Here is a 25,718-nt window from a genome sequence, read left to right as displayed (position 1 = left end):
TATCGGCGTTTTTCGCCGATAAATTTAAATAGTTTAAACATGAAGATGTATTCTCAGAGAAGGAAAGATGTGTTAAAATTAGTGCCGGAGGGAGCTTTGGTTACCAGATCTTGGCTACAGCAGAATGATCTCACAGGCCATGCGATCGATAATTTATTGAAGAGTCGACTATTGGAAACTGTGAAAAATGGAGTATATAAACGTGAAGGGGCAGAAGTGGAATGGGGGGATATTGTCTATTTCCTGCAGAAACAGCTAGATACAGATCTAACCATTGGAGGCCTATCGGCTTTAGAACTTCAGAAACTGACCCATTATCTCCCGATGTCTAATCAACGCTTGATTCATTTATATGGCCGGGATAATCTTCCCATATGGATAAATAACCTTACAACAGGGATCAAATTTCTTAAGCATAGTTCTGGCTATTTATTTGGTAATAGTTTTGAAGATGAAAGGCCGCTAGCATTACTTGAGTTTACTAGAGCTTTCAGTTGGAAAAATACAAAGGAAGGCTTACGTATATCCATTCCTGAAAGAGCTATTTTGGAAGTGATGAATCAAGTTCCCCAAAATATATCATTTGAACATGCGGATGAATTAATGCAAGGATTAAATACGCTTTCTCCTAGGACACTCCAAAGATTATTGGAACTGTGCACAAATATCAAAGTTCGCAGGCTTTTCTTTTACCTTGCCGAGCGTCAAAATCATACCTGGTTTACAAAACTTCAATCTGAGAAAATAGATTTTGGATCTGGTAATCGTGTGATCGTCACAGGTGGGAAACTAAATAAGAAATATAAAATAACTGTTCCTGATTTTTATGAGTAAGAAAGAAGAATATGCCGAGCAGGTCCGTTTATTGATCCGATTGTTACCTATAATCGATAAAGAAGACTGTTTTGCACTTAAAGGCGGTACGGCTATTAATTTGTTTTATATAGAGATTTGCCAAGGCTTTCCGTAGACATCGATTTGTTGTATCTGCCAATGGAGGATCGCGACGCCTCTCTTGAAAATATCAGACCTGCATTAGCGAGAATAACAGATTCCATAAAGAAATCGATTGCAGGTGCCCAAGTTCAAAATACAACACTACAACAGGATAATTCTTTACGAATAATAGTTTCACTTAATGATGTTCGTGTTAAAATAGAACTATCTCCTGTTATACGTGGAAGCCTTTTCCCAGCTGTCAGAATGGAAGTGCGACCGCAGGTTGAAAAAGAATTTGGTTATGCTGAAATGCTAGTTGCATCACACCCAGATCTGTATGCTGGTAAACTTTGCGCTGCCCTAGATCGTCAACATCCCCGTGATTTGTTTGATGTAAAACAGTTATACGAAAATGAAGGATTAACGGAAGAATTACGAAAAACATTTCTTGTATTTTTAATAAGTCATTTTCGACCGATGGCAGAACTGCTTAATCCAAACCGAAAAGATATCTCAGGTATATATGAAATGGAGTTTGCGCAAATGGCAGAAATTGAAGTTTCTTTACAGGAGCTACTTTCTGTACGGAAGAAACTGATTGCAGATATCAACAAGGAGATGACTGATAGTGAACGTAAATTTTTACTCTCTGTCAAAAATAAGACACCTGATTGGGCACTCTTAGGATTGGACGCAGCTTTAGTCTCGGAACTTCCTTCAGTGAAATGGAGATTAATCAATTTAAATAAAATGTCAGAGAATAAACACGTGACCGCTTACAAAAATCTAAAAGCTGTCCTATATCCTTAAAGTCAAGCTGAATAGGAGAGATATGGCTTTTTTACGTCAAAAGGGCCTGATTCTCATCAGACCCTTTCTCTTAGCGTTTACTTGTACAGTAATTTTTATGTTTCCTATCGTTTCCTCTTTTTTGTTTCGTCATCCAATGTTTTTAAAGACAATTGGATTTCACCGTACGACGCCAATTTTTATGTTGAACCTTTCTTTCGAAAGGCAGCTTGTAGCCGTTTTGTATGGTAAGAACAATACTCCATTTGAAATAGTTTTATAAGATTGACCTGTTTTGTCTTGCTAACTATCTTGTTTTCTTTTAATTATTGTTGTAGTTTTGGTGTCTCACATCGAACTGTTTTGCCGTAATGAGATAAAACGAGGCGAAAAATGAAAAACAACTATAGTTCACTCGAAAATTTAACTTTACAAAAGTTAATACGGGCTGGAGATCAAGAAGCATTTAGGATAATCTATGAAAGGTATTGGGACAAAATATTTGTGATTTGTAATAACCGGCTCCCACAGAAAGATATTGCGGAAGATCTTTTACAGGATATTTTTATTTCACTTTGGAATAATCCCAAACTCGAAGAGGTTCAAAATCTTGAAGCTTATTTATTTCAGGCAGCCAAGTTTTCTATAATTAAATATCTAAATAGATCTTCAAGAATCGATTTTGTTGATCCTAATTCCTATGGATTATTGGATCGTGTGGGAGAGCTTGGCCTGGACGATGCATTATACACCAAAGAACTTCAGCAACTTATTTTCCAAGAGGTAGAGCGCCTGCCGGAGAAAACAAAGATTATCTTTAATTATTCCCGTATAGATAATTTGGACAGTAGAGAAATCGCTGAAAAACTAAATATCTCCCATCGAACTGTTGAAAATCAAATCAGCAAAAGCCTAAAACATTTAAGGATTTTTATAAATAATTTAAAATCTTTGTTATTTTTTTAATTTTTTAGCGTGCGTTGCTCAGCACTTATGGTACTTCTATATAGACCACAAGTGTTAATCATATGAAGACGCAACAAGAAATTAAAGAAATCATTTCCCGTATTAACCAGGGAATAGCCTCTGAGGAAGATATTCTACAATTCCAGCTTTGGTACAATAGTTTTGACGATAGTGAAACAATACTCGATAGTAATCTCTCGACTGTCGAATTTAAAGATAAAAACTGGGCAGAGATTAACCGACGTATTGCTCCCGCCAAAATATCCAGGTTGCAATGGGTATGGCGAGTTGCAGCTGCACTACTGCTGCTCTCTGCAGCTGCAGTCTGGATCTGGTCAATTCAGCAAAAGGAAAATAATAATGAAGTTTTTAGATCGGCGGCATGGATCACAGATACTTCAGGCCAAACTGAAGAAATTAATAGCAGTTTACATGATTTTTTAGATTCGACAAGATATGTAGATCTCAAAGAACATCATAATTTAAGAACCTTGGCAACAGCTGCAGGAGAGTTTACCAAAGTTATTCTCCCCGATGGCACTAAAGTGTCTTTGAATGCCGGATCGAAGATCGTCTTGTCCCCAGATTATGGCAAGGCGGCGCAAAGGACAATTTCATTGGAAGGGGAGGCTTACTTTGAAGTAGTAACAATACCTGGACGCAGTTTTGTCGTAAAAACAGCAGATCAGCAGATCAGAGTTCTCGGTACAAAATTCAATGTCAGAGCTTATCCTAGTTTTGATAAAACAATTACCACACTACACGAGGGGAAAATTGAGCTAAGCAATGGGAACCAAAATGTCATATTGCAACCCAATAATATAGCTGTCAACAAAGATGGAGCTTTGTCTCTTCAACGGATGGCGAAGCTAGAGAAAGAGGCATGGCGTAAACTAGATTTTGAATTTGATAATGAATCCATTAAGACTGTACTTCATCAACTTAGCCAGTGGTATGGTTTTGAGCTCTCTTATCAGTCTTCTGTTCCTAATCAGTATATCTCTGGTAAAATAATAAATGGCACAAAAACCTCAGATGTGCTTGAGATTATGAAAAACTTAACGAATGGGAATTTTCAGATGAAAGGTAAGGTCCTCTATGTGAATTTCGCAAATAATTAACCTTAATACAATGAATGAAAAATTATTTAAACGAAGCCCGGCTTTTTTAAATCCGGAATTGCTTTCGGTTAAACTAACCACCTTAATGACAATTGGGCTATTGTCTTGTAGCATACAGCAAAGTTTCGCACAGCGAATTCATATTGATACAACTAAAAAGCCACTTAAAACAGTGCTAAAGCAGATAGAAGAGCAGTCAGGTTATTCTTTTGTTTATGACGCAGGTATTGTAGAAAATACTGCTATGATTCAGATTTCACTTGATGAAGACGGAATTCAAGCTGCATTGTCGAAATTATCCAAAGAGCTTAATGTTGAATATAAGATTGTTAATAAAACTATTACGTTAACTCGGATCAAAGAAAAGGAGGGAACAATCTTGTTGAAAGGACGTGTGTCCATCGATGATCAGGATGGTAAATCTCCTTCATATCAAGCTGGTGTCAGTGTCGCGATCAAAGGAACTAATAAAGTTACCAGTACTAATAATATCGGCGAATTTAGTTTGGAAGTACCTATGGAGGCGACTATTGTGGTCAGTTACATCGGTTATAAATCCAGAGAAATTCCTGCTAAAGATATCAGAAAAAACCTAGCTATCGTGCTCCAAAAAAGTATGGATTATCTAGATGAAGTAATTGTAACAGCATATGGTACCAAAGAAGCGAGAGAGAACCAAACAGGATCGGCTTTTACAATTACAAGAAAGGACCTGGATAATAGGCCTGCGCTCCGATTAGATGCTTTACTGGAAGGTGTCGTTCCTGGGGTCGAATTTAATTCACAAGATGGGGGTACAAATAGTTCTGCAAGATCACGCTATAGCACTAGAATACGTGGCGAAGCATCTACCGTTGGCGGTATAACATCAAATGAGCCGTTATGGGTCGTGGATGGTGTGCCTTTGTATACTGGCGGAACGACTAATTCAATTCCTGGGATGCAAAATTCGATCAGTCCATTGACATATATAAATCCGAATGATATTGAAAGTGTCACCGTACTTAAGGATGCCAGTGCAACGACAATTTATGGCGCAAATGGATCCAATGGTGTTATCCTGATAACAACCAAACGAGGAAAAGGAGCCCCAAAACTTTCTTATTCATTTCGGACAGGGATAAATAGACGGCCGTCAAGTCATCTCAACCAACTGAATGGTCGCCAATATTTAAACTTGGTGAAAGACATGGGTATGGTTGATCAGTTGGGGAAAATTGATACCACACAGGATACGCGTTGGGCAGATGTTTATAATCGTACTGGTTTTACTAATCTCCACAGCTTAGGACTGTCGGGTTCAACAGATGCTGTTCATTATTTCCTCTCAGCCAATATCTATGATGAAAAACAGACGATTATCGGTAATTCTACAAAACGTTATGATGTGCGTTCAAACGTAAGCGGGAATGTCGGCAAACGCTTGGTTTTGAACAGCACACTTGCTGCTTCTTATTCTAAAGATGATATGTTCAATCCGGGCAATGCTTATTTTCAGTACAGCCCATTGATTAGCCCATTTGGTCCAAATGGTGAGTATATTGAGCGCGATCCAAATGGCGGGCTTTTGCAGGGTATGCCGGGTTTGATCGATCAAAATGAACAAAAACAAGCAACCGCACATGTTTTGGGAACCTTAGGATTTACTTATCAATTATGGGATGGATTAGTCTTTACAAACCTCAATGGTGCAGATTTTACCAGCGCCAATGAAGATCAGTACTTTTCGATGTATAATTATACGGGCTCTTCCAGCAACGGTGAGGCCTACCGAGGACAATCACAGGTTTTAAACTTAATCAGTACAAATACCCTAGCATTTAAACGTACTATTTTTAAAGGTGACTTTGATGTTGTACTGGGAACCGAAGCACGAAAAGAAGAACGTAGATCTGTTTCTGCCACGGGAACTAATTTTCCAAATGATTATATCCGAGAAGTCGGCTTTGTATCCACAGATAATCGTCTTGGGACAACGAGTCGCGATAAACAAACGTTACTTTCCTATTTTGGGCGTGCCGGCTACGTATATGATAAACGTTATGCAATAAACTATACCTATCGAAAAGATGGCAGTTCCAATTTTGGTAAAGATGTAAAATGGGGAACCTTTAGTTCTGTCGGTGCGGCCTGGACTGTTAGTAATGAAGATTTTTGGCCCAAAAATAAGATCTTAGATTTCTTGAAATTTAAGGTGTCCTATGGGAATAATGGTAACTCTCGATTTAATTCAGCTTATGCTAGTGGCATTTATAAATACGATTCCAATTATAGCTATGGAGGGAATTCTGGAACGACGATGTCGAGAGGTGTGAATGATGGACTGAAATGGGAAACAACAAAAATGCTCAATACAGGGATAGATTTTAGATTGTTTGGTCGGTTTAATGTGGCTGCCGAATACTATCGAAATGTTACCCACGATATGATTGATGATGCCTACGTATCTATGGTTACTGGATTTAGACGTACTTATCAGAACGTCGGCAAAATGCAAAATACAGGTTTAGAGCTGAGTGTTAATGGAGCAATACTACAAAAGGAAAACTTTAACTGGAATGCCACTTTTATTTTATCGTCAAATAGAAATAAAGTGTTGCAGTTAAATGAAGATATTGACCGTGTTTCGGGCAATACGATCATGAGAAAAGGATATAATTCCCGCTCTTACTATCTTGTGCGTTGGGCAGGTGTGGATCCTTCTACAGGAGACCCGATGTGGTATGATTTGGACGGCAATGTGACTAAAGTGTATAATACAGAAAATCGTGTACTTGTTGGGAATTCAACACCGCAATATTATGGAGGACTAACGAATTATATTAATTACAAAAACTGGAATTTTTCAATTTTCTTCAAATATTCAAAAGGGGGCTATTATTTTGATCAGGCAACTAGAAATAATGGATTGGATGGTCTTAATATTTTGAGTGGCAATCAATCCATTGATATGCTGAATTCTTGGTATTTTCCGGGCCAACTGGCTACTTCTCCACGACTTTCAAATACAACAACCTCATCTATTATGAACTCCACCCGTTTTTTATTGGACAAAACATATCTTAAGTTAGATAATATCAGTTTGGGATATACTTTTAATAGCGGTCTAATTCGCAAATTAAAATTAGATCATATTTCAGTTACCGCTATGGCAAGTAATATTGCGATGTGGACTCCATATTCATCTAAAAAAGGATCAATAAAAAATTATGAATCCTTAGCTAAACAGTTTGGCGTAACAAGTGGAAGCGTAGTTGACAATACCTATGCAAATATGCTTTCAGAATCTAGTCGCGTGCTTAATTATTCATTGGGTATCAATATTGGTTTTTAATCAGAATTTAATATGAAATTATTTAAATATACAGTAATTGCATTATCATTGACGCTTGCGAGTTGCGGTAAATCATTTTTGGAGGTTGAACCCATAGGGCAACTCGGCAAAGAGCAACTATTTTCTGATCTGAATGGTATGCGGGATGCACTTGTCGGTAGTTATAACCTGACCTCACGTTTTTTTCAGTCACAATATGGGATATATGGCGATTTAAGAGGCGATGATGTACAGCGCATCACAAATGGTACGCAAAATTATATGTTAACGGACTATAACTATACTTTTGATGAAGAAGATGGAACTGGTGGGACTTTAGCCATTTGGTCAACAGGCTATGAGGCGATTAATAATATCAATAATATTATTAACTCTGCTGAAACGGTACGTAAGTCACTAAATGGCAGGTCTGACGATTTTAATAGCTATATGGGGCAGAGCCATGTTTTGCGCGGACTACTATTTTTTGCGTTGGCAAATGTTTATGCACAGCATTATACGTATACAGCGGATGGAAGTCATCCGGGAATTCCTATTCCTACAGTAACACCATTACCGAGTGAGCGCGTGCCTAGGGCAAGTATGAAAGATACCTATGCGCAAATCATAGCTGATTTAGAACAAGGAATTACCTTTTTGGAAAATTCCACAGCAAAGACTAAGATATATGCTTCAGCAGATGCCTCAAGGGCTCTTTTGTCCAGGATATATCTATACATGGGACGTTATGAAGATGTGATTAAGTACTCATCGTTAATCCTGAACGATGGAAAGTACAAATTGGTGAATGCCGAAGATTATAAAAATATGTTCATTTCGGATAGTCAGTTTTCAGATTTTAACAGTATTAAATCTGAAGTGATCTGGCAACTAAATCTGAATATTAGATCTTCAAATTTTATGTCAAGTTTCTATTCCGATAGAGTTGCGTTTTTAGCCTATCCTTCGGATAATTTTTTAGATTTATTAGCCACAGATGACATCCGTAAATCAATGTTTGAACTACAGTCAAGCCCAGAGAGGTATATATCTCTTAAGAATGGGAAGTATTCAACAACAAGTGATCTGAATTGGCCGGTCAACTTTAAAGTGATCCGTTCTGCCGAACTCTATTTAAATAGAGCGGAAGCATATTTTCATACCCAACAATACAATTTAGCTATTGAAGACTTAAAAACCATTAGAGCGAGGGCGCTAGGTAAAAATACTGCAGACATTATTGTCGAATATAGTACTCCGAATGAATTATTGGAATTAATAAAATTGGAAAGACGCAAGGAATTGGCTTTTGAAGGCCAACGTATCTACGATATCATGCGTTATAGAGAATCATTGGATCGTGGGGCTGGATGTAACTCGGCAAACTGTTTGATAAAATATCCAAATGATTTGTTTATTCTTCCTATTCCCAAATCAGAATTAGATGCCAATAAATCCATTACTCCCAATCCCACTGTAAATAAATAAAAATGAAAAATATCCTATTTTTAATGAGTTTCATCTCCCTGCTATTTTTAGCTTGTAATAAAGAATTGGAAACTCCATATGATCATCCTTTTTTCTATATCCACCAAAATAACGTTTCGGAAATAACGGTGCAGGCCAACAGAAATGAGTCGGTTGACTATAAAGTTTATTTCAGTACAAAAACACAGTTTGAAGCCATAGAATTGGATTATGAAGTGGTAGCAGGCGAAGGGCTTAAAGCTGGCGTAGATTTCGAAGTTGTTAATACAGGTTCGTCGCTTCTGTTTAAGCCAGGTGTCGTAGAAATGCCTATAAAAATACGCTGGATTAATCATCCGATAGAAGAAGGTAAAGACAATACGTTGACTATTCGTCTGCTCAGAAGTGATAAGAATATTACACTTGGGCTACCCGGCCCTGATCATAAACAATCTAGTCTGAAAATTACTAAAATATAGAACATATGGATATTCTGAAAAAAACAATAGGGATATTTAGTGTTCTTCTTGTATCATTCATACAGCTGAAAGCTCAGGACCTTAAACAGGATCCAAAACTGGTGCGCGGAAAATTAAAAAACGGTTTTCAGTATTTTATTTATCCTAATAATACGAATAATCAGCAGACTGCTATACAGCTTTTTGTCAATGCCGGCAGTCTACAGGAGGAGGACGACCAGTTGGGATTAGCGCATTTTGTAGAACACATGGCTTTTAATGGCAGCAAGCACTACCCCAAAAATGAAGTGATCACCTACTTGGAGTCTTTGGGCGTAAAATTCGGAGCTGATTTAAATGCACACACCTCCTATGATGAAACGGTTTATAAAATTACGATCGATAGCAAGTCGAAGGAAAACTTAGAGAAAGCTCTTGATATCGTTAGTGACTGGGCATTCAATCTTAGTTTCGATTCTTTGGAAATCGAAAAGGAACGCGGCATCATTATAGAAGAATGGCGGACCAAGGAAGGCCTTTCTGCCCGCCTAAGCGATCAGACCCTACCTTTGATTTTTTCTCATTCCCGTTACGGCATCCGTAAACCGATTGGTACGCTGGATATTTTGCGTAATTTTCGTCGACCGACACTGGTAGATTTTTATCAAAAATGGTATAGGCCAAACTTAATGGGGTTGGCTGTCGTAACAAACCAAGATCCAAAAGCAGTTGAAAAGATGATCAAAAAGCTTTTTGGAAAAGCTAAAAATAGAAAACCAGAGGCAAAGCGCATTTCATACAGCCTCGCAAATCATACAGATACACTTTTTAATATCTATACCGATAAAGAGGCCAATAGTATTGACTTTAGTTATATTGGGATTTTGCCAGCCAGCAAAGCTGTTAAGACCGAAGCCGATTTTTTTGAAAATTTAAAACGTAGTACAGTAAATGCACTTTTAAAGAAAAGATTTGATCGAATTGCCCAGTTAGACGACAGTTACAAAAGTGCTTCCATGTCGGTCTCTGATCTTTTATTGAACAATGGACTTTCTGTTGGTGGAGCTACCTTGTACGAGGGGCAGATCAAATCTGGAATTTCTAAATATTTGAAAGAACGCGAACGTATTTTGCGCTACGGATTTACCTCTTCGGAACTGTCTGATTATAGAGAGCAATACAAAAGACAGCTTCAACGCGCGCCAGAGAACAAAGAACTGAATGCCAATATGATGTTGAGCCAATTAAAAGATGTCTTTTTTACTGGCCAAATATTAATGGATAAGGAAGCCCGTAATGGGCAGATATTACGTGATCTAGATCGACTCGATTCTTTAAATCTCCTGCATCATCTCCAAGGTTATTTTAAGCCAGGAAATACAGCTGTGATGCTAACCGCTCCTGAACGCCTCATGGCAGAGGTGCCCAACGAAAGTGTTTTGCGCCAGTTGTTCGCAGAGTCCGCCCAGGCAGATTTGAAGAAATGGACAGATCATATTGAAATACCCCAGCAATTGTTGAGCGATCTGCCTATATCCGGTAAAGTGATACAAAAGAAACTGATCAACGAGGTCGGTGTGACCGAATGGCAACTTTCCAATGGCGCCAGATTTTTTCTGAAGAAAAATGATAGTAGAAAAAATCATATTCAACTAACAGCCTTTAGAAAAGGCGGTTTTATTGCTATGGACAGCTCCGATTATGTCAACGCTGTGTATGCCAAAAATATAATTGGAGCCAGTGGTGCGGGGGCATTTACGCGGGCGGCATTAACAAAATTTTTAAATGGAAACTCAGCGTCGGCCACGTTTATGATAGCGCCAAATCGAGAGGGACTGTCGGCTTCAGCTAATCAAAAGGATATCAAGTCTATGTTTGAGCTGATTTACCTCAAATGGACTCAGCCTCGTGTCGATGAGAAAATTTTTGGAAGCATCAAAAAGCAAGGGTTAGATGCCGCCAGGAATAAAAAATTCAATGTGATGGATGCCTATAATCAAGCGATCAATAAAGCTATAGGGGCGGACGATTTGGATGAAAATACACTTTCGGTCGAACGCATTGAAAAGGATCTACAGATCGATCGTATTGTACCAGTATTCAAAGAACGTTTCCATTCAGCTAAAGATTTTGATTTTGTGCTAGTCGGTGATTTTGATATAGATAGTATTCAAGCTTTTGTAGAACAGTATATAGCGGCACTTCCCACAGGATATTACCGCAGTGAGCAGCGGATCCCAGCTTATAAACAACGCCAAGATCAAGAAATTGTCCAATATGCAGGTCAGGCCGAAAAGGCCACGGTTAACTTGTTCTATCAGACCACTTCTACACATTATGATTACCCTGAGATACTAAAAAATGAACTTTTGGAAAATGTGCTCAAGGTTAAACTCCGAAAGAATTTGAGAGAAGAGCAGTCAGGCGTATATGGCGTAGGCGTTAGTGTCAGTGCAACTTCTGAACCGACCGATTTGATGCGTACACGTATTAATTTTACCTGCGAACCTTCAAGAGCAGAGTTTTTGATCGGACAAGTTCAGATTGAGCTTGATAAAATCATAAAAGATCCGTCTTACTTTGTTGAAGAACTCAATAATGCTAAAGTGCAAATGCACCAGGTATACGACAAACAATTTGGAAAAGATACATTTTGGAGTGCAGAACTGCGCAACCATATTTATTATGGCTTTGGAACCTGGTCATTTTTTACCAGTTATAAGCAAATGCTTGATCAGATAAAAGCTGCAGACATTGCAGATTATGCTAAACAGAAGCTCAATAAAGCCTACAAAGTAAAAGCGGTATTATTACCCGAAAATTTAAAGAAATAATTCATACAGATGAAATGGTCAGCGACATATCAGACAAGTCTGATAAAGATAAGACCTAAGCTTCATCATCATAAAAATATAGGGATGAAAAAACACTATTGTTTAATATTGATCACAATGATCTTTAGTCAGTTTCTTCTCGGATGCAAACAGGATGCATTACTTGCAGATAATGTACAGTTGCAATCCTTTTCTTTTGACCCAGCAAGCAATCCGGGCCTTAAAGATGCAGTATATGGTACCATCGAAGGACAGCATATTTCTATTCGTGTGCCCAACTCTGTCGATATTACAAAAGCAGTACCTTCCTTTAAAGGTACGTCGGAGAAAATGGTTGCATACGTTGGGAAAAATATTCAAGAATCTGGGGTTACGGCCGTCGATCTTTCCAAAGCAACGGTCTACCGTTTTGTGACACCAAACGGAATGTCGGAATATAGCGTTTCGGCACAAAAGTCGGGATCTATTCTTTCCTTTGGTTTCTATGCAGCTGATAATCCAGATTATTTGTTTCGCGATTATCCCGCTACAATAAGCAAACTTGATATCAAAGTAGATCTACCTGTAGATGCCAATATCACCAAGTTGGTTGCCCGATATACTGTCAACGAAGGCACAGTACTGAAGTCCAATGGTGCAGATTTCAAAAGCAAGGAAACCATTTTAGATTATTCCAATCCCCAAACCCTGACATTGCAGGATTTGGAAAGCGGGACATCTGAAAATTTTGTTGTTCAGGTAGGCAGGCTGACAGCACCTGTGTGGACAGCGATGCAGCTTCCAGACTTTTTACAAATCAACAATGTTGCGGAGGCAGGGCTTGAAATTAATCCAATAAATAATCAGCCGTATGTATCCGTTCAATTTTCCGGCAGTACAGATGATTTACGAAAAGGGCTTATTACCGCGTTCAATAGTGAAAGCAAACAGTGGGAGACTTTAGGGAATGAATCTGGCTTTACGCCAACAAGAGCCGATTACATTTCGTTAGATTTTTCGAAACAAGGGATTCCATATGTTGCATTTAGAGATTATACGGCAGGAGCTAATGCACAATATGCATCATTAATGAAGTATGAGAATAATACCTGGTCATTTGTAGGCGAGCAGCAGGGATCTTTCAACAGGGTGAATTATTTAACGTTAAAGTTGGATGACAATAATGTGCCTTATCTAGGATATGTGTTCTCACGTGCGTCTTCTCCTTACCCTAGCCGTGGTACATATGTTGAATCGTTACGTAATGGAAAGTGGACGGGGCAGTCCTTTGCACAGTCAACTACAGGCTGGTTTTCAAAAATGTTTAAAGGACGGGATAATAAATTGTATTATGCCGTCATGGATTTAACAAACGGTACAGCAAGCCGTAAACCTTCTGTATATAGGTTTGAAAATGGTGCATGGAATTTGGTCGGGAATGTTAATGTAGGACCTGCAGAGTCAAATTCAGGAGGTATCAATATTGATCTTGACGTAAAAGAAGACGGTCAAATTTATATGGTTTACCAGTCCAATTCACCGGCTTATAAAACATTTGTTATGCATTGGAATGGGAGCAGTTGGAAACAGTTGGGTGACGGTATCAGCCAAACGACCAGTAGCTCCGCAAACCGCGACAATGTGGCGATCCGTATACACCCCGACGGTCGGATTTTCTTGGCATACGGAGACGCAATCAATGGAATAAAGGTCTGCACCTACAATGAAGCTACAGGAAACTGGAATACTGCAGTGCAGGTTTCACCAGAAAATGGAAATAAATTTGTGATGCAGATAAGTGATCAAGGAATACCTTATTTGATCACAGTGATAAACAGCAAAGCTGCCCTTTTCAAATACGATATTCCCGGATTATAACATAGTTCAGGTCACGGTCGGATGTATAAAATTATCTGACCGTGACTTAGCTATCAGCAATGAACAATATGATTAAAAAAATAAGCATTATCTGGATCTTGGGATTACTTTTTGTAATAAAGGTCACAGCCCAAGTAGCAGTAGCTAAGAAAGTCTTGATTGAAGGACATGCTTTTGAAGACAAAAATAACAATGGCCTTTTGGATAAAGGAGAGAAAAGGCTTTCTAAAATTCGGGTATCAAATGGTATTGATGTGATAAGCACCGATAAAACCGGAGCATATAGCTTTGAAGCTAAGATTGGTCAATCCATTTTTTCTATCACTCCATCTGAATATGTATGGGCAAAGGAAAATAAAATAGGAAATGCAAATGCATATTACCTCAATCCTAATCATACTATTCCCGATACTTTGGTGTTTGATATACCATTAAGAAAGAGGAAAAATATCCCTCTCGAATTCAATATTGCCGCCATTGGAGATGTGCAGGTGAGCGATCAGGAGGAATTGGAATTTGCGGCCAAAAGTATATTTTCCGAACTTATAGAAAGGAAGGATATTGATTTTAATCTTGTTCTGGGAGATTTAGTCAACAATAATATGGAGATTTTGCCTGAGGTGGGGAAAATGATCGATGCGCTGCCGATGTCATCCTACACAATGGTCGGCAACCATGATCGGAACGTTGTCAATCCGGATTATATGAACGACCGTTTCAATGCTGTTTTTGGAGCTGATAATTATGCTTTCAATTATGGTAATGTACATTTTATCGTGTTAAACAATGTGTTTGCTACAGGCAAAAATTCTTATGAAGGAAGATTAGCTGATGAGCAGTTGACATTTTTGAAAAATGATCTTTCCTATATTCCAAAAGATGCTTTAGTAGTGCTTAGTCAGCATATTCCTATGGCTTTTACACGAAATAGGACGGAGGTACTTCAACTGTTGGCTGATTATAAAAATGTATTGATTTTGTCTGGACATACCCATCAGGTGGATCGTTATTTCTTTAAAAATAAAGCGATACAGGAATTGGGTGCTGGTGCAACCTGTGGTAACTGGTGGCGTGGTGAGAAGGATGCCAAAGGAGTTCCGGATGCCAGGATGCTGTGCGGTAGCCCAAGGGGGTATTTTGTGATCAATATTAAAAACAATAGCTATTCGTTTCAGTTCAAAGCCGTAGATCAGGATGCTAAAAAACAAATGCATATTGCTGTTAGAGCGGGCGTATTGCTAGCAAATGTTTTTGGAGCGGCAGACAGTACGAATGTCATGGTACAGATAAATGATGGAGAATGGGTCAGGATGCGGAAAAGTAAAAGTGTAGATCCCTTTGTATCCGATATCATCGAAAAAAATAATCAAAAAATCTATCCCACTTTAGGTAGCACGGCGAATCCTTTACGAAAGCGGGCCTCTGGTCATCTTTGGGAATTTCCGTTGCAAAACGTAAATGGTGATAGCATAAAAGTGATCCGGATTAAAGCGGAGGATAACTATGGCTTTTTAGTTCAAAATGAATTTACCGAGTTTTTTTCGCAGTAGTTATACAAATTATTCTTGCTATATGTCCATAGCTTATCTAAAAGGGTAGGTTTGACCGTAGAAGACACTATAGTTTTCATATGTTTTAAGTTTAGTTTAGAAGCCACGTCGTGAGATGTGGCTTTTTTTGGATAGCTTATTTACCTAATGCCTTGACGATAGCCACGCCCACGGCCTTGGCTGATTGAGGTTTCTGGCCGGTGATCAATCTGCCGTCAATAGTAACATGCGACTGCCATGGTTCGGATTTTTCATAAATCCCACCTATTGCCTTTAGCTTATCCTCTAGTAAAAAGGGGACGACATTGCTGAGCTTTACAAGCTCTTCCTCCTCATTGCTAAAGCCATTGACTTTTTTCCCTTTTATCAAATATTCGCCGGTGCTCAGTTTGATGTTGGTTAAGCCTGCAGGTCCATGACATACAGCTGCGACAAGCCCATTTGCCTCGTATATCTGTATATCTTGCTGGCAATCTTTGCGATTGATGAATCGAAAGGAAGATCCCACATCGCACCATTTCCTCCGGCATAAAAGATAGCTTTATATTCTTCAGGTTTTACCTGAGAAGGTTTGAGTGAATGGGTGATTTTACTGTGATAGTATTTATCCTCCCAGAATTTTTTGTTAACGGGATCATTTAGGTCAAATCCAACCACAGGTGGATTTTCACCCTGTGGGCTAACGAAATCAATCTCATATCCGGCAGCTGTTAAAACCTCCCATGGATGCGAGACTTCCCCGAGATAATAACCTGTTTTTTCGCCTGTATTGCCTTTTGTATCGTGACTAGTCACTACAAATAGAATTTTTGGTTTTTGGTTTGTTGCATAGCAATGCGTTACTATTAGGATTAATAAAGCGGAAAATATTCCTATTTGCCTAAAGAGTCGTTTTGCTTTCATATCGATTTGATTTTCTTCTTGTTGGAACAAATTTCTTGATTTTGACCTCCCTATTCCCGCCATTCACCGAGTTTTCCCGATTGTTGGTCTAAAGTCAATAGGCTGGGGGCCTAATGTGTTGTAGTTTTGAGTCAACAAATAAGAACAACAGAACTAACACAATAAAAAAAAGACATTATGAAAACGCTAGTAAAAACATTCGCAGCAGCAGCTTTAATCGCAGTATCTACTTTCGCTATGGCAGCTGAAGGATCTGGAGCAAAAGCAACAAAAGCTAACATTAACCTTTCTACAGCAGACTTCGCTTTAGAGCACTATGTTGCGGTAATGACTGCAGGCGAATCAGCAGGCGTAGAGCAGTTATTCGCTGATGATTTTAATCAAAAGATCCAAGCTACAAATGCGCAGTCTAACAGCCGTAGCGAAGTGGTTAAACTATTGAAAAAACAAAAAGGCGAAAAGCTAAACTGTGCAGTAAGCACAGACATCATCGAGGAATCGGCAGACTATATGGTCGCTAAAGTGACTTTGAAATTTGAGACCTTCACAAAAACAGATTTAGTTACCTTGGAGCGTGTGGGCAATGACTGGAAAGTATCCAAATCAATCAATTCGTATTAATAGTATCTAATAACTAGTGGTTTGTCAGTTCAGGCAGACTACAAACCACTAGTGAATCATATGTTTAAGTTTAGTTTAAAGGCCAGGTGTAATCGGTAAATCAGAATGGTTCTTCGCCAATTTTGATGCAATTATCCAGTTTTTTTTGGAAGATAAGCTCTGTAAAGAACTATTTTCTCCTATCTTTTTTTATAGCACCACGATAGTATCGTTTTACTTCTTTTGCAACATTCCATACTTTAGTAACACTACATTTGCTGTTAGCGTTTAATTTATTAACAATCAACTTGCACTGTTACATTGGTGGTGTAATAGTGCAAATTGATTGTTATTGTATGATCAATAAGATTAGAGGGGGAAACGGTATTGCCTGCCTAACAATTAAAAGTATGTCTGTTTAGGGCTATATCTTATGGAAGATCATATATTTTCGCTATTCACAGAGTTTTTCCAACCGTTAATGAAAAATACGTTGAATCTTGGTAAGTTAAAGTTAAAACGTTATCTTGCGGCACTATTTATGGGAGCCAATTATTACTTTAATGTTGATCTGAAAGATTGATTAATTAAGTGTGATAACCTAAAATAATATAAAACTTTATCTCAAATAGGTCGATCAATAAAGAACATGGTAACATTGCAAACAATTGAAGAAATTCATAGATTATTTCCTACTATGGGGAGCAGTCCGGCTTTAGTGACCTGCGATGATTTTCGTGATTGGGTATGTAAATATGACAGGTCACCACTTAATCTTTTCAATGAACTTATAGCAGCAAAGTTTGCCCAAATTTGGGAATTAATGACCCCCGAAGTATGCTTTATTCAAGTGAAACAAGATCATGTCCCACTTCAAAAATTTCCTCAATTACAATATGACTTTTTTAATAAGGAATGTTTTGGTTCATTATATCTAGAAGATTCCAAAGAGATTGACCTTACTACAGTCTCGCTCTTTAAACAAAAAGGTTTTATGGATAAACTTGGCAATAAAGAAGATTTTTTAAAAATAGCATTATTCGATATTTGGCTAGCCAATGAGGATAGAAATCATAATAATTTTAATTTATTGTTGCATGCGTCATCTGAAAAACTTAACTTTCTGTACGCCATTGACCATGTCAATATTTTTAATAGTAGTTTTCTCGATTATGGAATAGCTGAATTAACAGAGGATGATTCCATCATAAAGACCGAGTTGGCTAAAATTCTTTTTGGAGGAAAACGCAAGTTACCAGCGATCGTAGAAAATCTTGTGCAAAATTTTTACCTTTGTACCTCAGAATGTAAAGAGAGGTTGGATGAGATAATAGCTTTAGTGCCGGATTCTTGGAATTTAAATACGGAAGACCTAAGAAAGAGGATTCGTAAGAATGTATTTACAGAGGATTGGAACGAAACTTGCGTCAATTATTTTAGAATGTTTATTCAATCTTTTATCGTCAATTAAATGAAAACAATATATTCAATATTATCCATTACACTGAATACGGCCTTGGAAGAAAGGATAAGTATCGGTACGTTAATGTCTAATGGTACAGAAAGTATGTTTAAGTTTTCTTCTGAAAAATTATTGGCCATTAAGAGTTTGCTTAGTTCTGAGAAGTATAATTTGGTTAAAAACTATTTGAAATCCTTAGAGAACGATATTCACCATATTAGTCTGGAGAAGATAAACACTATTTCTCAAAAGAATGTTGAATGGACTCAGTTTGGTTATCTTAGTTACTTGTCAAATTATGCGAGCAATCTAGTCCAATTTTCAGAGCCTAAAATTATCGATATAGAATTTACACAAAATAACTTTAAACGACTATTTGAAAAGTATATTTTCACTTATGCACAAGATGCTGAGTATTCTACATCTCAAATGATAGTTGAACAAGTGAAGGAGAATCTTTATCCAAAAATAAATACTCGCGTTAATTTAGATATCACGTTGGACTCGAGTAATTTTGAAAATTTGTTTGCACCTATTGAAGTGAATTTTCTTGGTATAAATGGTATGCCAGTAGCGGGGCAGACTATAGACTTCTCCAAGAAGCATTATTTTCTTGAAAATGACGTTACTCGATTTGTTGCATTGACTAAGGTGATTGAGTTAGCAGAAAACAAAAGAGGACAGTTTTATATTCTAGGCCGCGAACCTGAAAATAGTGATGTGAAAAACCATCAGCTATGGGAACAGATTCGTGATTCCGATATTTTGGAATTTGTTGATGCAGATGAAACCGGTATTGTCGAAGAATACATGGAGTCGCATGATGTGCGCCCCTATTTTAAAAAATAATATTCGAATTTCTGTTTATTTAAATCTTATGATTTCAGGAGCTCGTTTTCAATTTCGAGAAATATTGAAATCATAAGATTTACAACTTTTAATTATTTAGGATCCCGTTATCCCATTAGCGAAAGTATCCACAAAGCCAACAATCTTATTTAAGATCCGATCGCCAATTTCTTTGAACTTTAGGACGCTAGGCCTTCCGTCAGCACGAAGAGAAAGAACTTCTTTACGAAGTGGAGGATAACGTAGTGAGTGGAGCTCAATTAGAATAATTAAGTAGAAAGAATAGATGAATTTAGGAGAAGAATTAGGAGAAAGATCAAGCATGAACGCTTTTTTAAATACGTTAACGTCATTTTTAATCGAAATGTTAGGAGTAAGATAAGTAGAAAGAATGGTAATAAGTTCATTAAAAAGAGGAGTTTTTTGGTGATAATTTATCTGATCCTTGTCACAAATATTTACAAAATTTGTGACAATTGTAGCTGTTTTTTAAAGGTATAATATTTTGTATTTTAGATTTTTATGTTTGGTTTTGGTTCTCTATTTTACGCATAGTGTTTCGCTGAACAGTGCCTTTAACTTTAATAATATCCATCAGAGCATATAAGTAGAAAGTTTATGCAATTTTAGGAGAAGAATTAGGAGAAGAGATTAAAGGAATAGAGTTGCTATAATGCTCGTACAATAGGCTGTGAGATGTTTTACAAGGAAAAATGTAAATATTTTAGGGAAAGAACTAGGGAAAGATTGGAGAAGAAGAAGTAGAAAGAAAGTAGAAAAATTAGTAGAAAGATAGTAGTATCGCCTTGTTTATAGATCTTGAATGCACTTGAGTTGATCGTTTAGTTCAATCACACCTTTCCCTACAACAGCTCATACAACGAAGCGTTGATAAACTGGATCGCCTTAGTTTTCCTCTTACCATAGCCTGCATGGTTATGACCAAAGACATGTTATCTCGGTGGTCGCTCCAACACGAACTCACGGATTTCGTCGCTGCACTAGGCATTATTTGCTAAAAACTGCTAATTAGGGATGAGTTTAAATAACTTTTACAGGGGTTGTGTTCGTACCTGCTTCGTATAGCCTTCGAATCAGGACATGTAGGGTTCGATTGTTGACCAGTATCTGAACAGTTTTTCCCTGTACAGAGACTGGACAAGGTCTGTTGGGTGTCTGTACAATATCTATTGATGATCCGAACGTGGTACGAATCTGATACGAAGGAGACTTACCTCCCTATTCCTGCCATTCACCGAGTTTTCCAGAGCGTTAGTCTAAAGCCCGTAGGCTAGGGGCGTATTGTGTTGTAGTTTTGAGTCAACAAATAAGAACAGATAAAAAAACTAACACAATAAAATAAAGAAATTATGAGAACTCTAGTAAAAACATTCACAGCAGCAGCTTTAATCGCCGTATCAACATTTGCTATGGCAGCTGAAGGACCTGGCGCAAAAGCAGCAAAAGCAAACGTTAATCTTTCCACAGCAGACTTGGCACTCGATCACTATGTGGCGGTAATGACAGAGGGAGAATCAGCAGGTGTAGAGCAATTGTTCGCCGAAGATTTTAACCAAAAAATCCAAGCTTCCAATGCACAGAATCACAGCCGTAACGCTATTGTTAAATCCTTGAAAAAACAAAAAGGTGAAAAGCTAAACTGTACGGTAAGCACCGAAATCCTTGAGGAGTCGGCGGATTATATGGTAGCCAAAGTGACGTTGACGTTTGAAAACTTTACCAAAACAGACCTAGTGACTCTTGTACGTGAAGGTAATGACTGGAAAGTATCTAAATCGATCAATTCGTATAAATAAGAGCCATCTCAAATAAATATATAAATGTTGTAGAGCCATGTCGAGAGATGTGGCTTATTTTCTAGCTATTTCATGATCGATCATCTCTCATGGCTTATGCTAATAGCATCATTTGCGTAATTGGGTTTGCGTTATCCTGTAGAGGCTGACAACAATAATAGCTGCAGCGACCGTCAGCACATGATGTGTTCCCCTGATAGAATAATGTATAAATCCACCGAGCCCCTGCAACATTAACACAAATTCATTCAAAAAGATTCCAACAAGTAAGCCATAAACGCCATAGTGAATGCCTTTTTCGATTTTTAACATACAAATCTGAAAAGCATACCCAATTAAAAAGAGTGATATTACCACCAAAAGGACGAGGTGAAGATAAGCAATAACAATTGGTCGAAATCCATAAGCTTGTTGGCTCAGAGCAGGTATGACCGATATGCCTTGCAATATCAGTTTGAGAAAAATGGCAAACAGGACACATAACCAAATTTTAGATGTATCGGGGCTTAAGCGGAGTGAAATATTGCTTCGGACCAGTCGGACGACTCGTTGTGCTAATGTTCCCCACAGGACAAATTGAAATCCGACTGTAATGACTATAATAATATATAGCCACAGGGGTAAACCCTTCCACCATAGAACAGATAAGAAATAGGTTGGTATAACAGTCATGACATACACGAGCGAAAAACGCGGACTTATTGGTATTTTACCAGTACGTTTATACAGCCAACTGGCAAACAGAGCAATACAGCCAAAGAAAAACCAGCCATTATACTGAAAATGAAGATAAAAATAGACTGATGCAAGCTGTTTTAATGGATCCAGTTGGTGGCTCACTTTGAGATATGCCAGAAAATAGGTCCCTAGTGAACTAAATATATTGAAAAATAGTGCCGACTTAATTAAGATCGAAATGGCCGGAGGAAGCGTCGATGATTTAAGATCCCGCACTAATTGAAAGCAGAACCAATAAGAGACAAGTATCGATAAAAAGGATAATATAATCGAACATAGGCTATAGCCAGCAACTGAAAAGGAAATAAGCATGCCTATCGAAACCGTCCAATTAGCCCATAGGATATGCTGATATTTCCTGCACAAAATCTGATTGGTTTTTATTCCCAGAACGGTCATTATGAGAAAAATCATAAGAGCTTGGGATACCCAGGCGGAAAAAGCAAAATGCGAATGCGCATGCATGAGGTTTTTCTGGTCGATCCAAGGAATGGGAAATAAAAATTTTAAGCGCATAATCAACCCGAAAATACCTACAATAAGTAAATTGAATAGGGTGATGACGATCCATTTCCTGATACTTAAATAGCTACTGATTTTATTCATACATTGATTTCTTTCCGATAGCTGAAACATCGTTGTTTCAAGCTTCAATCAATAATACCATCGGCCGGAACAAAAACTTTTCCGCGGATAATGTTCAATTTATCTTCCTTGTCCATTTGCTTCATTGTCCGGATGATTGTTTCTACTCTTAACCCGGTCATATTAGCCAATTGTTGGCGCGTAAGCATAAGTCGGTTGCATTCCTGACAAACGAGTCTCTTGCTTTCATTTAACTTTTGGATCAGATTGGAGAGGATCTCCTCCGGTGAACGATTGTAAATTAATTTGATCATAAAGAGTTTAAAGTGTAGTTCGCGCGCCATCTTTTGTGATACCAAACGATGTAGGTTGCCATATTCATGTATGATTTCGATGAATTTTTTCGAACTGATCTTCAGTAATGTACATGAACTGTCGGTAATTGCCGTCACTGTATAAACGCCATTGTCCAATATCGCTACTTCTCCAAAGCCCTCATTGGCACAGATAACATTGTGGAGGACCTCCCTACCGTCTGATAAGAAATTAGAAAGACGAACTCGCCCACTTAACAACTGATAATAAAATGTGGCCATGCTATCCTCATGAAAAAGTATTTCGCCAATATCGGCATGTAGGCTGCTCGCTCCCTTTTCGAGAAGTATTGCGGTTGGAATCATCGTTCTATATAAGTTAGTTTTTACTACACAGCGTAAAGATATAGTAGTGTCACAAAATAGATCTTGATGTTGATCACGGGAATGAGTGATGAAAATCAATATGGTGTTAATGTGCTTATATATAGTGTTTTATTGTTTTTGATTGATGGTTTGTTCTCACCGGAATCATTTTATGATTTGCCTCATAAAATGGCTACACGCTTCGATAATACCTTTGGATTAAGTAAAACACAATCAAGTTTGAACACAAAACCAAAATAAGATGAGAAAGCTAATTGTATGTTGTTTGATGGGATTATTTATCTATTCCTGTTCCTCAAACAATGGCGAGAAAAAGACCGTTGCCAACAGTGTTAATGAATCTGGGGCTTCGGCAAATGACGCCAGTGGATATGATCCTCACCGCGGTGAGGGAAAATTTGACAAAGTGGAAATCGCTGACCATTTGGATGCACCAATGGCCGCAGCCGGAAAATTGATTGTTGACCTGAAATGTGCTTCCTGCCACAAGCTAACCGACGAGAAACTAGTCGGGCCAGGATGGAAAGGTGTGACACAACGGAGAAAACCACAGTGGATCATGAATTTTATCACTAATCCTGATCCGATGATCGATAAGGATCCGGAATTACAGGCGCAACTTGAACTATGCATGGTCCGGATGCCTAACCAAAATCTAACGGACGAGGAAGCCCGAAAGGTATTGGAGTTTATGCGACAAAATGATGGTGTAAAATAATAAAAGCTGAATAAGAATCAACAAAGCTGCATAGGTATTAACCTTAAAATAAGAATAGAATGACTTTAACAAAATACATATTGACGAGCCTAATGGCGAGCGCGATGTTATCGACTTTCCATGCCTGTAAACCCAAAGGAGCGGGAGCCGCCGTGAGTGGTGATGCCGCTGAGAAGGTATATGTTGCCCCAGGGAAATACGATGAATTCTACAATTTCGTATCCGGGGGATTTAGTGGGCAGCTCTCCGTTTATGGACTTCCATCCGGCAGATTATTGCGTGTAATACCCGTTTTTTCACTAGATCCCGAAAAGGGCTGGGGTTTTAGTGAAGAAACTAAACCGATGCTCGAAACGTCCCATGGCAATGTACCTTGGGATGATTTACACCACGTGCAGCTTTCGAAAACCGATGGAAACTACGACGGCCGCTGGGTATTTGTCAATGCCAACAATACCCCCCGTATTGCCCGGGTGGATCTGACAACTTTTCGTACGGCTGAAGTACTCGAACTCCCCAACAGCGGTGGAAACCACTCTTCGCCGTACATTACTGAAAATACCGAATATGTTGTTGCAGGAACGCGATTTTCGGTTCCGCTGGACGGTGAGTCGGGCGATGTACCTATCAATACCTTTAAAAAGAATTTTCGCGGAACATTGAGCTTTGTCAGCGTCAATAAGGATAATGGCAACATGGAATTAGCTTTTCAGATTGAGACACCCGGTGTAAACTATGACCTGAGCCGAGCCGGTAAAGGGACTTCTCATGGTTGGTTCTTCTTCTCCACCTACAATACCGAACAGGCAAATACATTGCTGGAGGTCAATGCATCCAAAAATGACAAAGACTTTATATTGGCCGTCAACTGGAAAAAAGCCGAAGAGTATTTGAAAGCCGGAAAAGGGAAAAAGGTTACCGGGTTGAAGTATGCCCATAACACTTACGACGAGAAATCACATACCGCAAAAACATCTTTTAATACAGAAACGATCGTATTGAAGGCAGAGGAGCTGGAGGGGCTATGCTACTATGTCCCTTGCCCAAAATCTCCGCACGGTGTCGACGTTGATCCTACAGGCGAATATATTGTAGGGTCGGGTAAACTGGCTGCGGTCATACCTGTATTCTCGTTCGCTAAGATGCAGAAAGCAATCCAGGAAAAACAATTCGAAGGAAAATTCGGTGGTATCCCAATTATCAAATACGAATCTGCGCTGTACGGCGAAGTCCAAAAACCTGGCTTGGGCCCACTGCATACAGAATTTGATGGCAGAGGAAATGCAATCACGTCATTCTTTGTGTCTTCCGAATTGGTGAAATGGAATATTAAGGATTTAAAGGTGCTCGACCGTACACCAACATTTTACTCAACAGGCCATTTAATGATACCTGGTGGAGATACCAAAAATCCAGAAGGCAAATATGTCATCGCCTATAATAAGATTACGAAAGACCGCTTTCTCCCTACAGGACCGGAGTTGGCTCAGAGTGCCCAATTGTTTGATATCTCGGGAGACAAAATGCAATTGTTGTTAGACTTTCCGACCATTGGTGAACCACATTATGCGCAAGCTATCAAAGCGGAGAAAGTGAAAGACAAAAGTGTGAAGATTTTTAAAATTGAAGAAAATACCAGCCCATTTGTTGCCAAAGGAGACAAAGATGCACGCGTTGAACGTAAAGGTAACCAGGTACATGTATACCTGACATCCATCCGTTCACACTTCACTCCGGACAATATCGAGGGTGTACAACTAGGCGATGAAGTCTATTTCCATGTGACCAATATTGAGCAGGACTGGGATATGCCGCATGGCTTTGCTGTCAAAGGCGCAAAGAATGGAGAATTGCTCATTATGCCGGGAGAGACACAGACATTGAAATGGGTTCCAGATAGAGTAGGTGTATTCCCGTTCTACTGTACGGATTTTTGTAGCGCGTTACACCAAGAGATGCAGGGGTATATCCGTATCTCAAAAAAAGGAAACAATGTTCCGTTGATTTATAGTCTGGGAACCAATCAACCGCAAGAGAAGACCAATTAATAT

The 25,718-nt window shown here is 38.5% G+C and carries 23 protein-coding genes; 18 read left to right on the top strand and 5 right to left on the bottom strand.

Features of this window, described 5'->3' with window-relative positions; translation table 11 throughout:
• From B4Z47_RS22895 to B4Z47_RS22845, 11 genes are all read left to right on the top strand, one after another.
• On the top strand, positions 1-834 hold an 834-nt coding region (locus B4Z47_RS22895; RefSeq protein ID WP_349676670.1), incomplete at its 5' end, for a type IV toxin-antitoxin system AbiEi family antitoxin domain-containing protein.
• A complete protein-coding gene (locus B4Z47_RS22890) occupies positions 827-970 on the top strand; it encodes a nucleotidyl transferase AbiEii/AbiGii toxin family protein (protein ID WP_217493582.1) in 144 nt (47 codons plus the stop codon). The genes B4Z47_RS22895 and B4Z47_RS22890, both read left to right, overlap by 8 nt.
• Entirely contained in the window at positions 952-1,749 is a 798-nt protein-coding gene (locus tag B4Z47_RS22885; protein ID WP_217493581.1) for a nucleotidyl transferase AbiEii/AbiGii toxin family protein, read from the top strand. Before B4Z47_RS22890 ends, B4Z47_RS22885 begins: the two co-directional genes overlap by 19 nt.
• A gap of 372 nt (positions 1,750-2,121) precedes the next feature.
• On the top strand, positions 2,122-2,694 hold the full coding sequence (locus B4Z47_RS22880; RefSeq protein ID WP_070570504.1) for an RNA polymerase sigma factor: 573 nt from the start codon (positions 2,122-2,124) through the stop codon (positions 2,692-2,694).
• Between the two features lie 62 nt (positions 2,695-2,756).
• Complete coding sequence (locus tag B4Z47_RS22875) at positions 2,757-3,815, top strand: FecR family protein (protein ID WP_286710169.1); 1,059 nt, start codon at positions 2,757-2,759, stop codon at positions 3,813-3,815.
• Between the two features lie 10 nt (positions 3,816-3,825).
• Entirely contained in the window at positions 3,826-7,149 is a 3,324-nt protein-coding gene (locus tag B4Z47_RS22870; RefSeq protein WP_070565773.1) for a SusC/RagA family TonB-linked outer membrane protein, read from the top strand.
• Between the two features lie 12 nt (positions 7,150-7,161).
• A complete protein-coding gene (locus tag B4Z47_RS22865) occupies positions 7,162-8,616 on the top strand; it encodes a RagB/SusD family nutrient uptake outer membrane protein (RefSeq protein WP_286727973.1) in 1,455 nt (484 codons plus the stop codon).
• 2 nt (positions 8,617-8,618) lie between these two features.
• The gene (locus tag B4Z47_RS22860; protein ID WP_070565769.1) at positions 8,619-9,074 is read left to right on the top strand and encodes a hypothetical protein; all 456 of its coding nucleotides are present in this window, start codon (positions 8,619-8,621) and stop codon (positions 9,072-9,074) included.
• A 5-nt stretch (positions 9,075-9,079) separates the two neighbouring features.
• The gene (locus B4Z47_RS22855) at positions 9,080-11,887 is read left to right on the top strand and encodes a M16 family metallopeptidase (protein ID WP_070565767.1); all 2,808 of its coding nucleotides are present in this window, start codon (positions 9,080-9,082) and stop codon (positions 11,885-11,887) included.
• A gap of 84 nt (positions 11,888-11,971) precedes the next feature.
• Positions 11,972-13,744: a hypothetical protein gene (locus B4Z47_RS22850; protein ID WP_070565775.1), complete on the top strand. Its 1,773-nt coding sequence runs from the start codon at positions 11,972-11,974 to the stop codon at positions 13,742-13,744.
• 68 nt (positions 13,745-13,812) lie between these two features.
• Positions 13,813-15,294, top strand: coding sequence for a calcineurin-like phosphoesterase C-terminal domain-containing protein (locus tag B4Z47_RS22845; protein WP_175441987.1), 1,482 nt, complete (start codon positions 13,813-13,815; stop codon positions 15,292-15,294).
• Between the two features lie 136 nt (positions 15,295-15,430).
• On the opposite strand, the gene B4Z47_RS22840 is transcribed toward B4Z47_RS22845, so the two are convergent.
• Positions 15,431-15,664, bottom strand: a complete 234-nt coding sequence (locus tag B4Z47_RS22840; protein WP_217493531.1) for a hypothetical protein — start codon at positions 15,662-15,664, stop codon at positions 15,431-15,433.
• 29 nt (positions 15,665-15,693) lie between these two features.
• Entirely contained in the window at positions 15,694-16,197 is a 504-nt protein-coding gene (locus B4Z47_RS22835; RefSeq protein WP_286727969.1) for a hypothetical protein, read from the bottom strand.
• A 177-nt stretch (positions 16,198-16,374) separates the two neighbouring features.
• Between B4Z47_RS22835 and B4Z47_RS22830 the strand changes: the two genes are divergently transcribed.
• From B4Z47_RS22830 to B4Z47_RS22815, 4 genes are all read left to right on the top strand, one after another.
• Positions 16,375-16,818, top strand: a complete 444-nt coding sequence (locus tag B4Z47_RS22830) for a nuclear transport factor 2 family protein (RefSeq protein WP_286710172.1) — start codon at positions 16,375-16,377, stop codon at positions 16,816-16,818.
• A 412-nt stretch (positions 16,819-17,230) separates the two neighbouring features.
• Positions 17,231-17,380: a hypothetical protein gene (locus tag B4Z47_RS22825; RefSeq protein ID WP_175441986.1), complete on the top strand. Its 150-nt coding sequence runs from the start codon at positions 17,231-17,233 to the stop codon at positions 17,378-17,380.
• Between the two features lie 66 nt (positions 17,381-17,446).
• A complete protein-coding gene (locus B4Z47_RS22820; protein ID WP_070565763.1) occupies positions 17,447-18,268 on the top strand; it encodes a HipA family kinase in 822 nt (273 codons plus the stop codon).
• The gene (locus B4Z47_RS22815) at positions 18,269-19,108 is read left to right on the top strand and encodes a hypothetical protein (protein WP_070565761.1); all 840 of its coding nucleotides are present in this window, start codon (positions 18,269-18,271) and stop codon (positions 19,106-19,108) included.
• Positions 19,109-19,204: 96 nt separating this feature from the next.
• Here B4Z47_RS22815 and B4Z47_RS22810 read toward each other — a convergent pair whose 3' ends face one another.
• Positions 19,205-19,432, bottom strand: coding sequence for a hypothetical protein (locus B4Z47_RS22810; RefSeq protein ID WP_139144978.1), 228 nt, complete (start codon positions 19,430-19,432; stop codon positions 19,205-19,207).
• A 1,046-nt stretch (positions 19,433-20,478) separates the two neighbouring features.
• Between B4Z47_RS22810 and B4Z47_RS22805 the strand changes: the two genes are divergently transcribed.
• Positions 20,479-20,925 carry a nuclear transport factor 2 family protein gene (locus B4Z47_RS22805; protein ID WP_083295917.1) on the top strand — a complete coding sequence of 149 codons (447 nt, stop codon included), beginning with the start codon at positions 20,479-20,481 and terminating at the stop codon, positions 20,923-20,925.
• A gap of 108 nt (positions 20,926-21,033) precedes the next feature.
• Here the strand turns inward: B4Z47_RS22805 and B4Z47_RS22800 are convergent, their stop codons facing one another.
• Together B4Z47_RS22800 and B4Z47_RS22795 are read right to left on the bottom strand one after the other, a co-directional pair.
• Complete coding sequence (locus B4Z47_RS22800) at positions 21,034-22,269, bottom strand: hypothetical protein (protein ID WP_286710173.1); 1,236 nt, start codon at positions 22,267-22,269, stop codon at positions 21,034-21,036.
• A gap of 44 nt (positions 22,270-22,313) precedes the next feature.
• Positions 22,314-22,928: a Crp/Fnr family transcriptional regulator gene (locus B4Z47_RS22795; protein ID WP_070565754.1), complete on the bottom strand. Its 615-nt coding sequence runs from the start codon at positions 22,926-22,928 to the stop codon at positions 22,314-22,316.
• A 262-nt stretch (positions 22,929-23,190) separates the two neighbouring features.
• Between B4Z47_RS22795 and B4Z47_RS22790 the strand changes: the two genes are divergently transcribed.
• Together B4Z47_RS22790 and nosZ are read left to right on the top strand one after the other, a co-directional pair.
• Complete coding sequence (locus B4Z47_RS22790; RefSeq protein ID WP_070565751.1) at positions 23,191-23,667, top strand: c-type cytochrome; 477 nt, start codon at positions 23,191-23,193, stop codon at positions 23,665-23,667.
• A gap of 59 nt (positions 23,668-23,726) precedes the next feature.
• On the top strand, positions 23,727-25,715 hold the full coding sequence (gene nosZ, locus B4Z47_RS22785) for a Sec-dependent nitrous-oxide reductase (protein ID WP_286727965.1): 1,989 nt from the start codon (positions 23,727-23,729) through the stop codon (positions 25,713-25,715).
• Positions 25,716-25,718: the final 3 nt, after the last annotated feature.

This window comes from Sphingobacterium sp. UBA2610 (genome assembly GCF_002339225.1).
Lineage (GTDB): Bacteria > Bacteroidota > Bacteroidia > Sphingobacteriales > Sphingobacteriaceae > Sphingobacterium > Sphingobacterium multivorum.
Note: the sequence above shows the minus strand (reverse complement) of the source record. Positions and strands in the feature narration are given on the sequence as shown.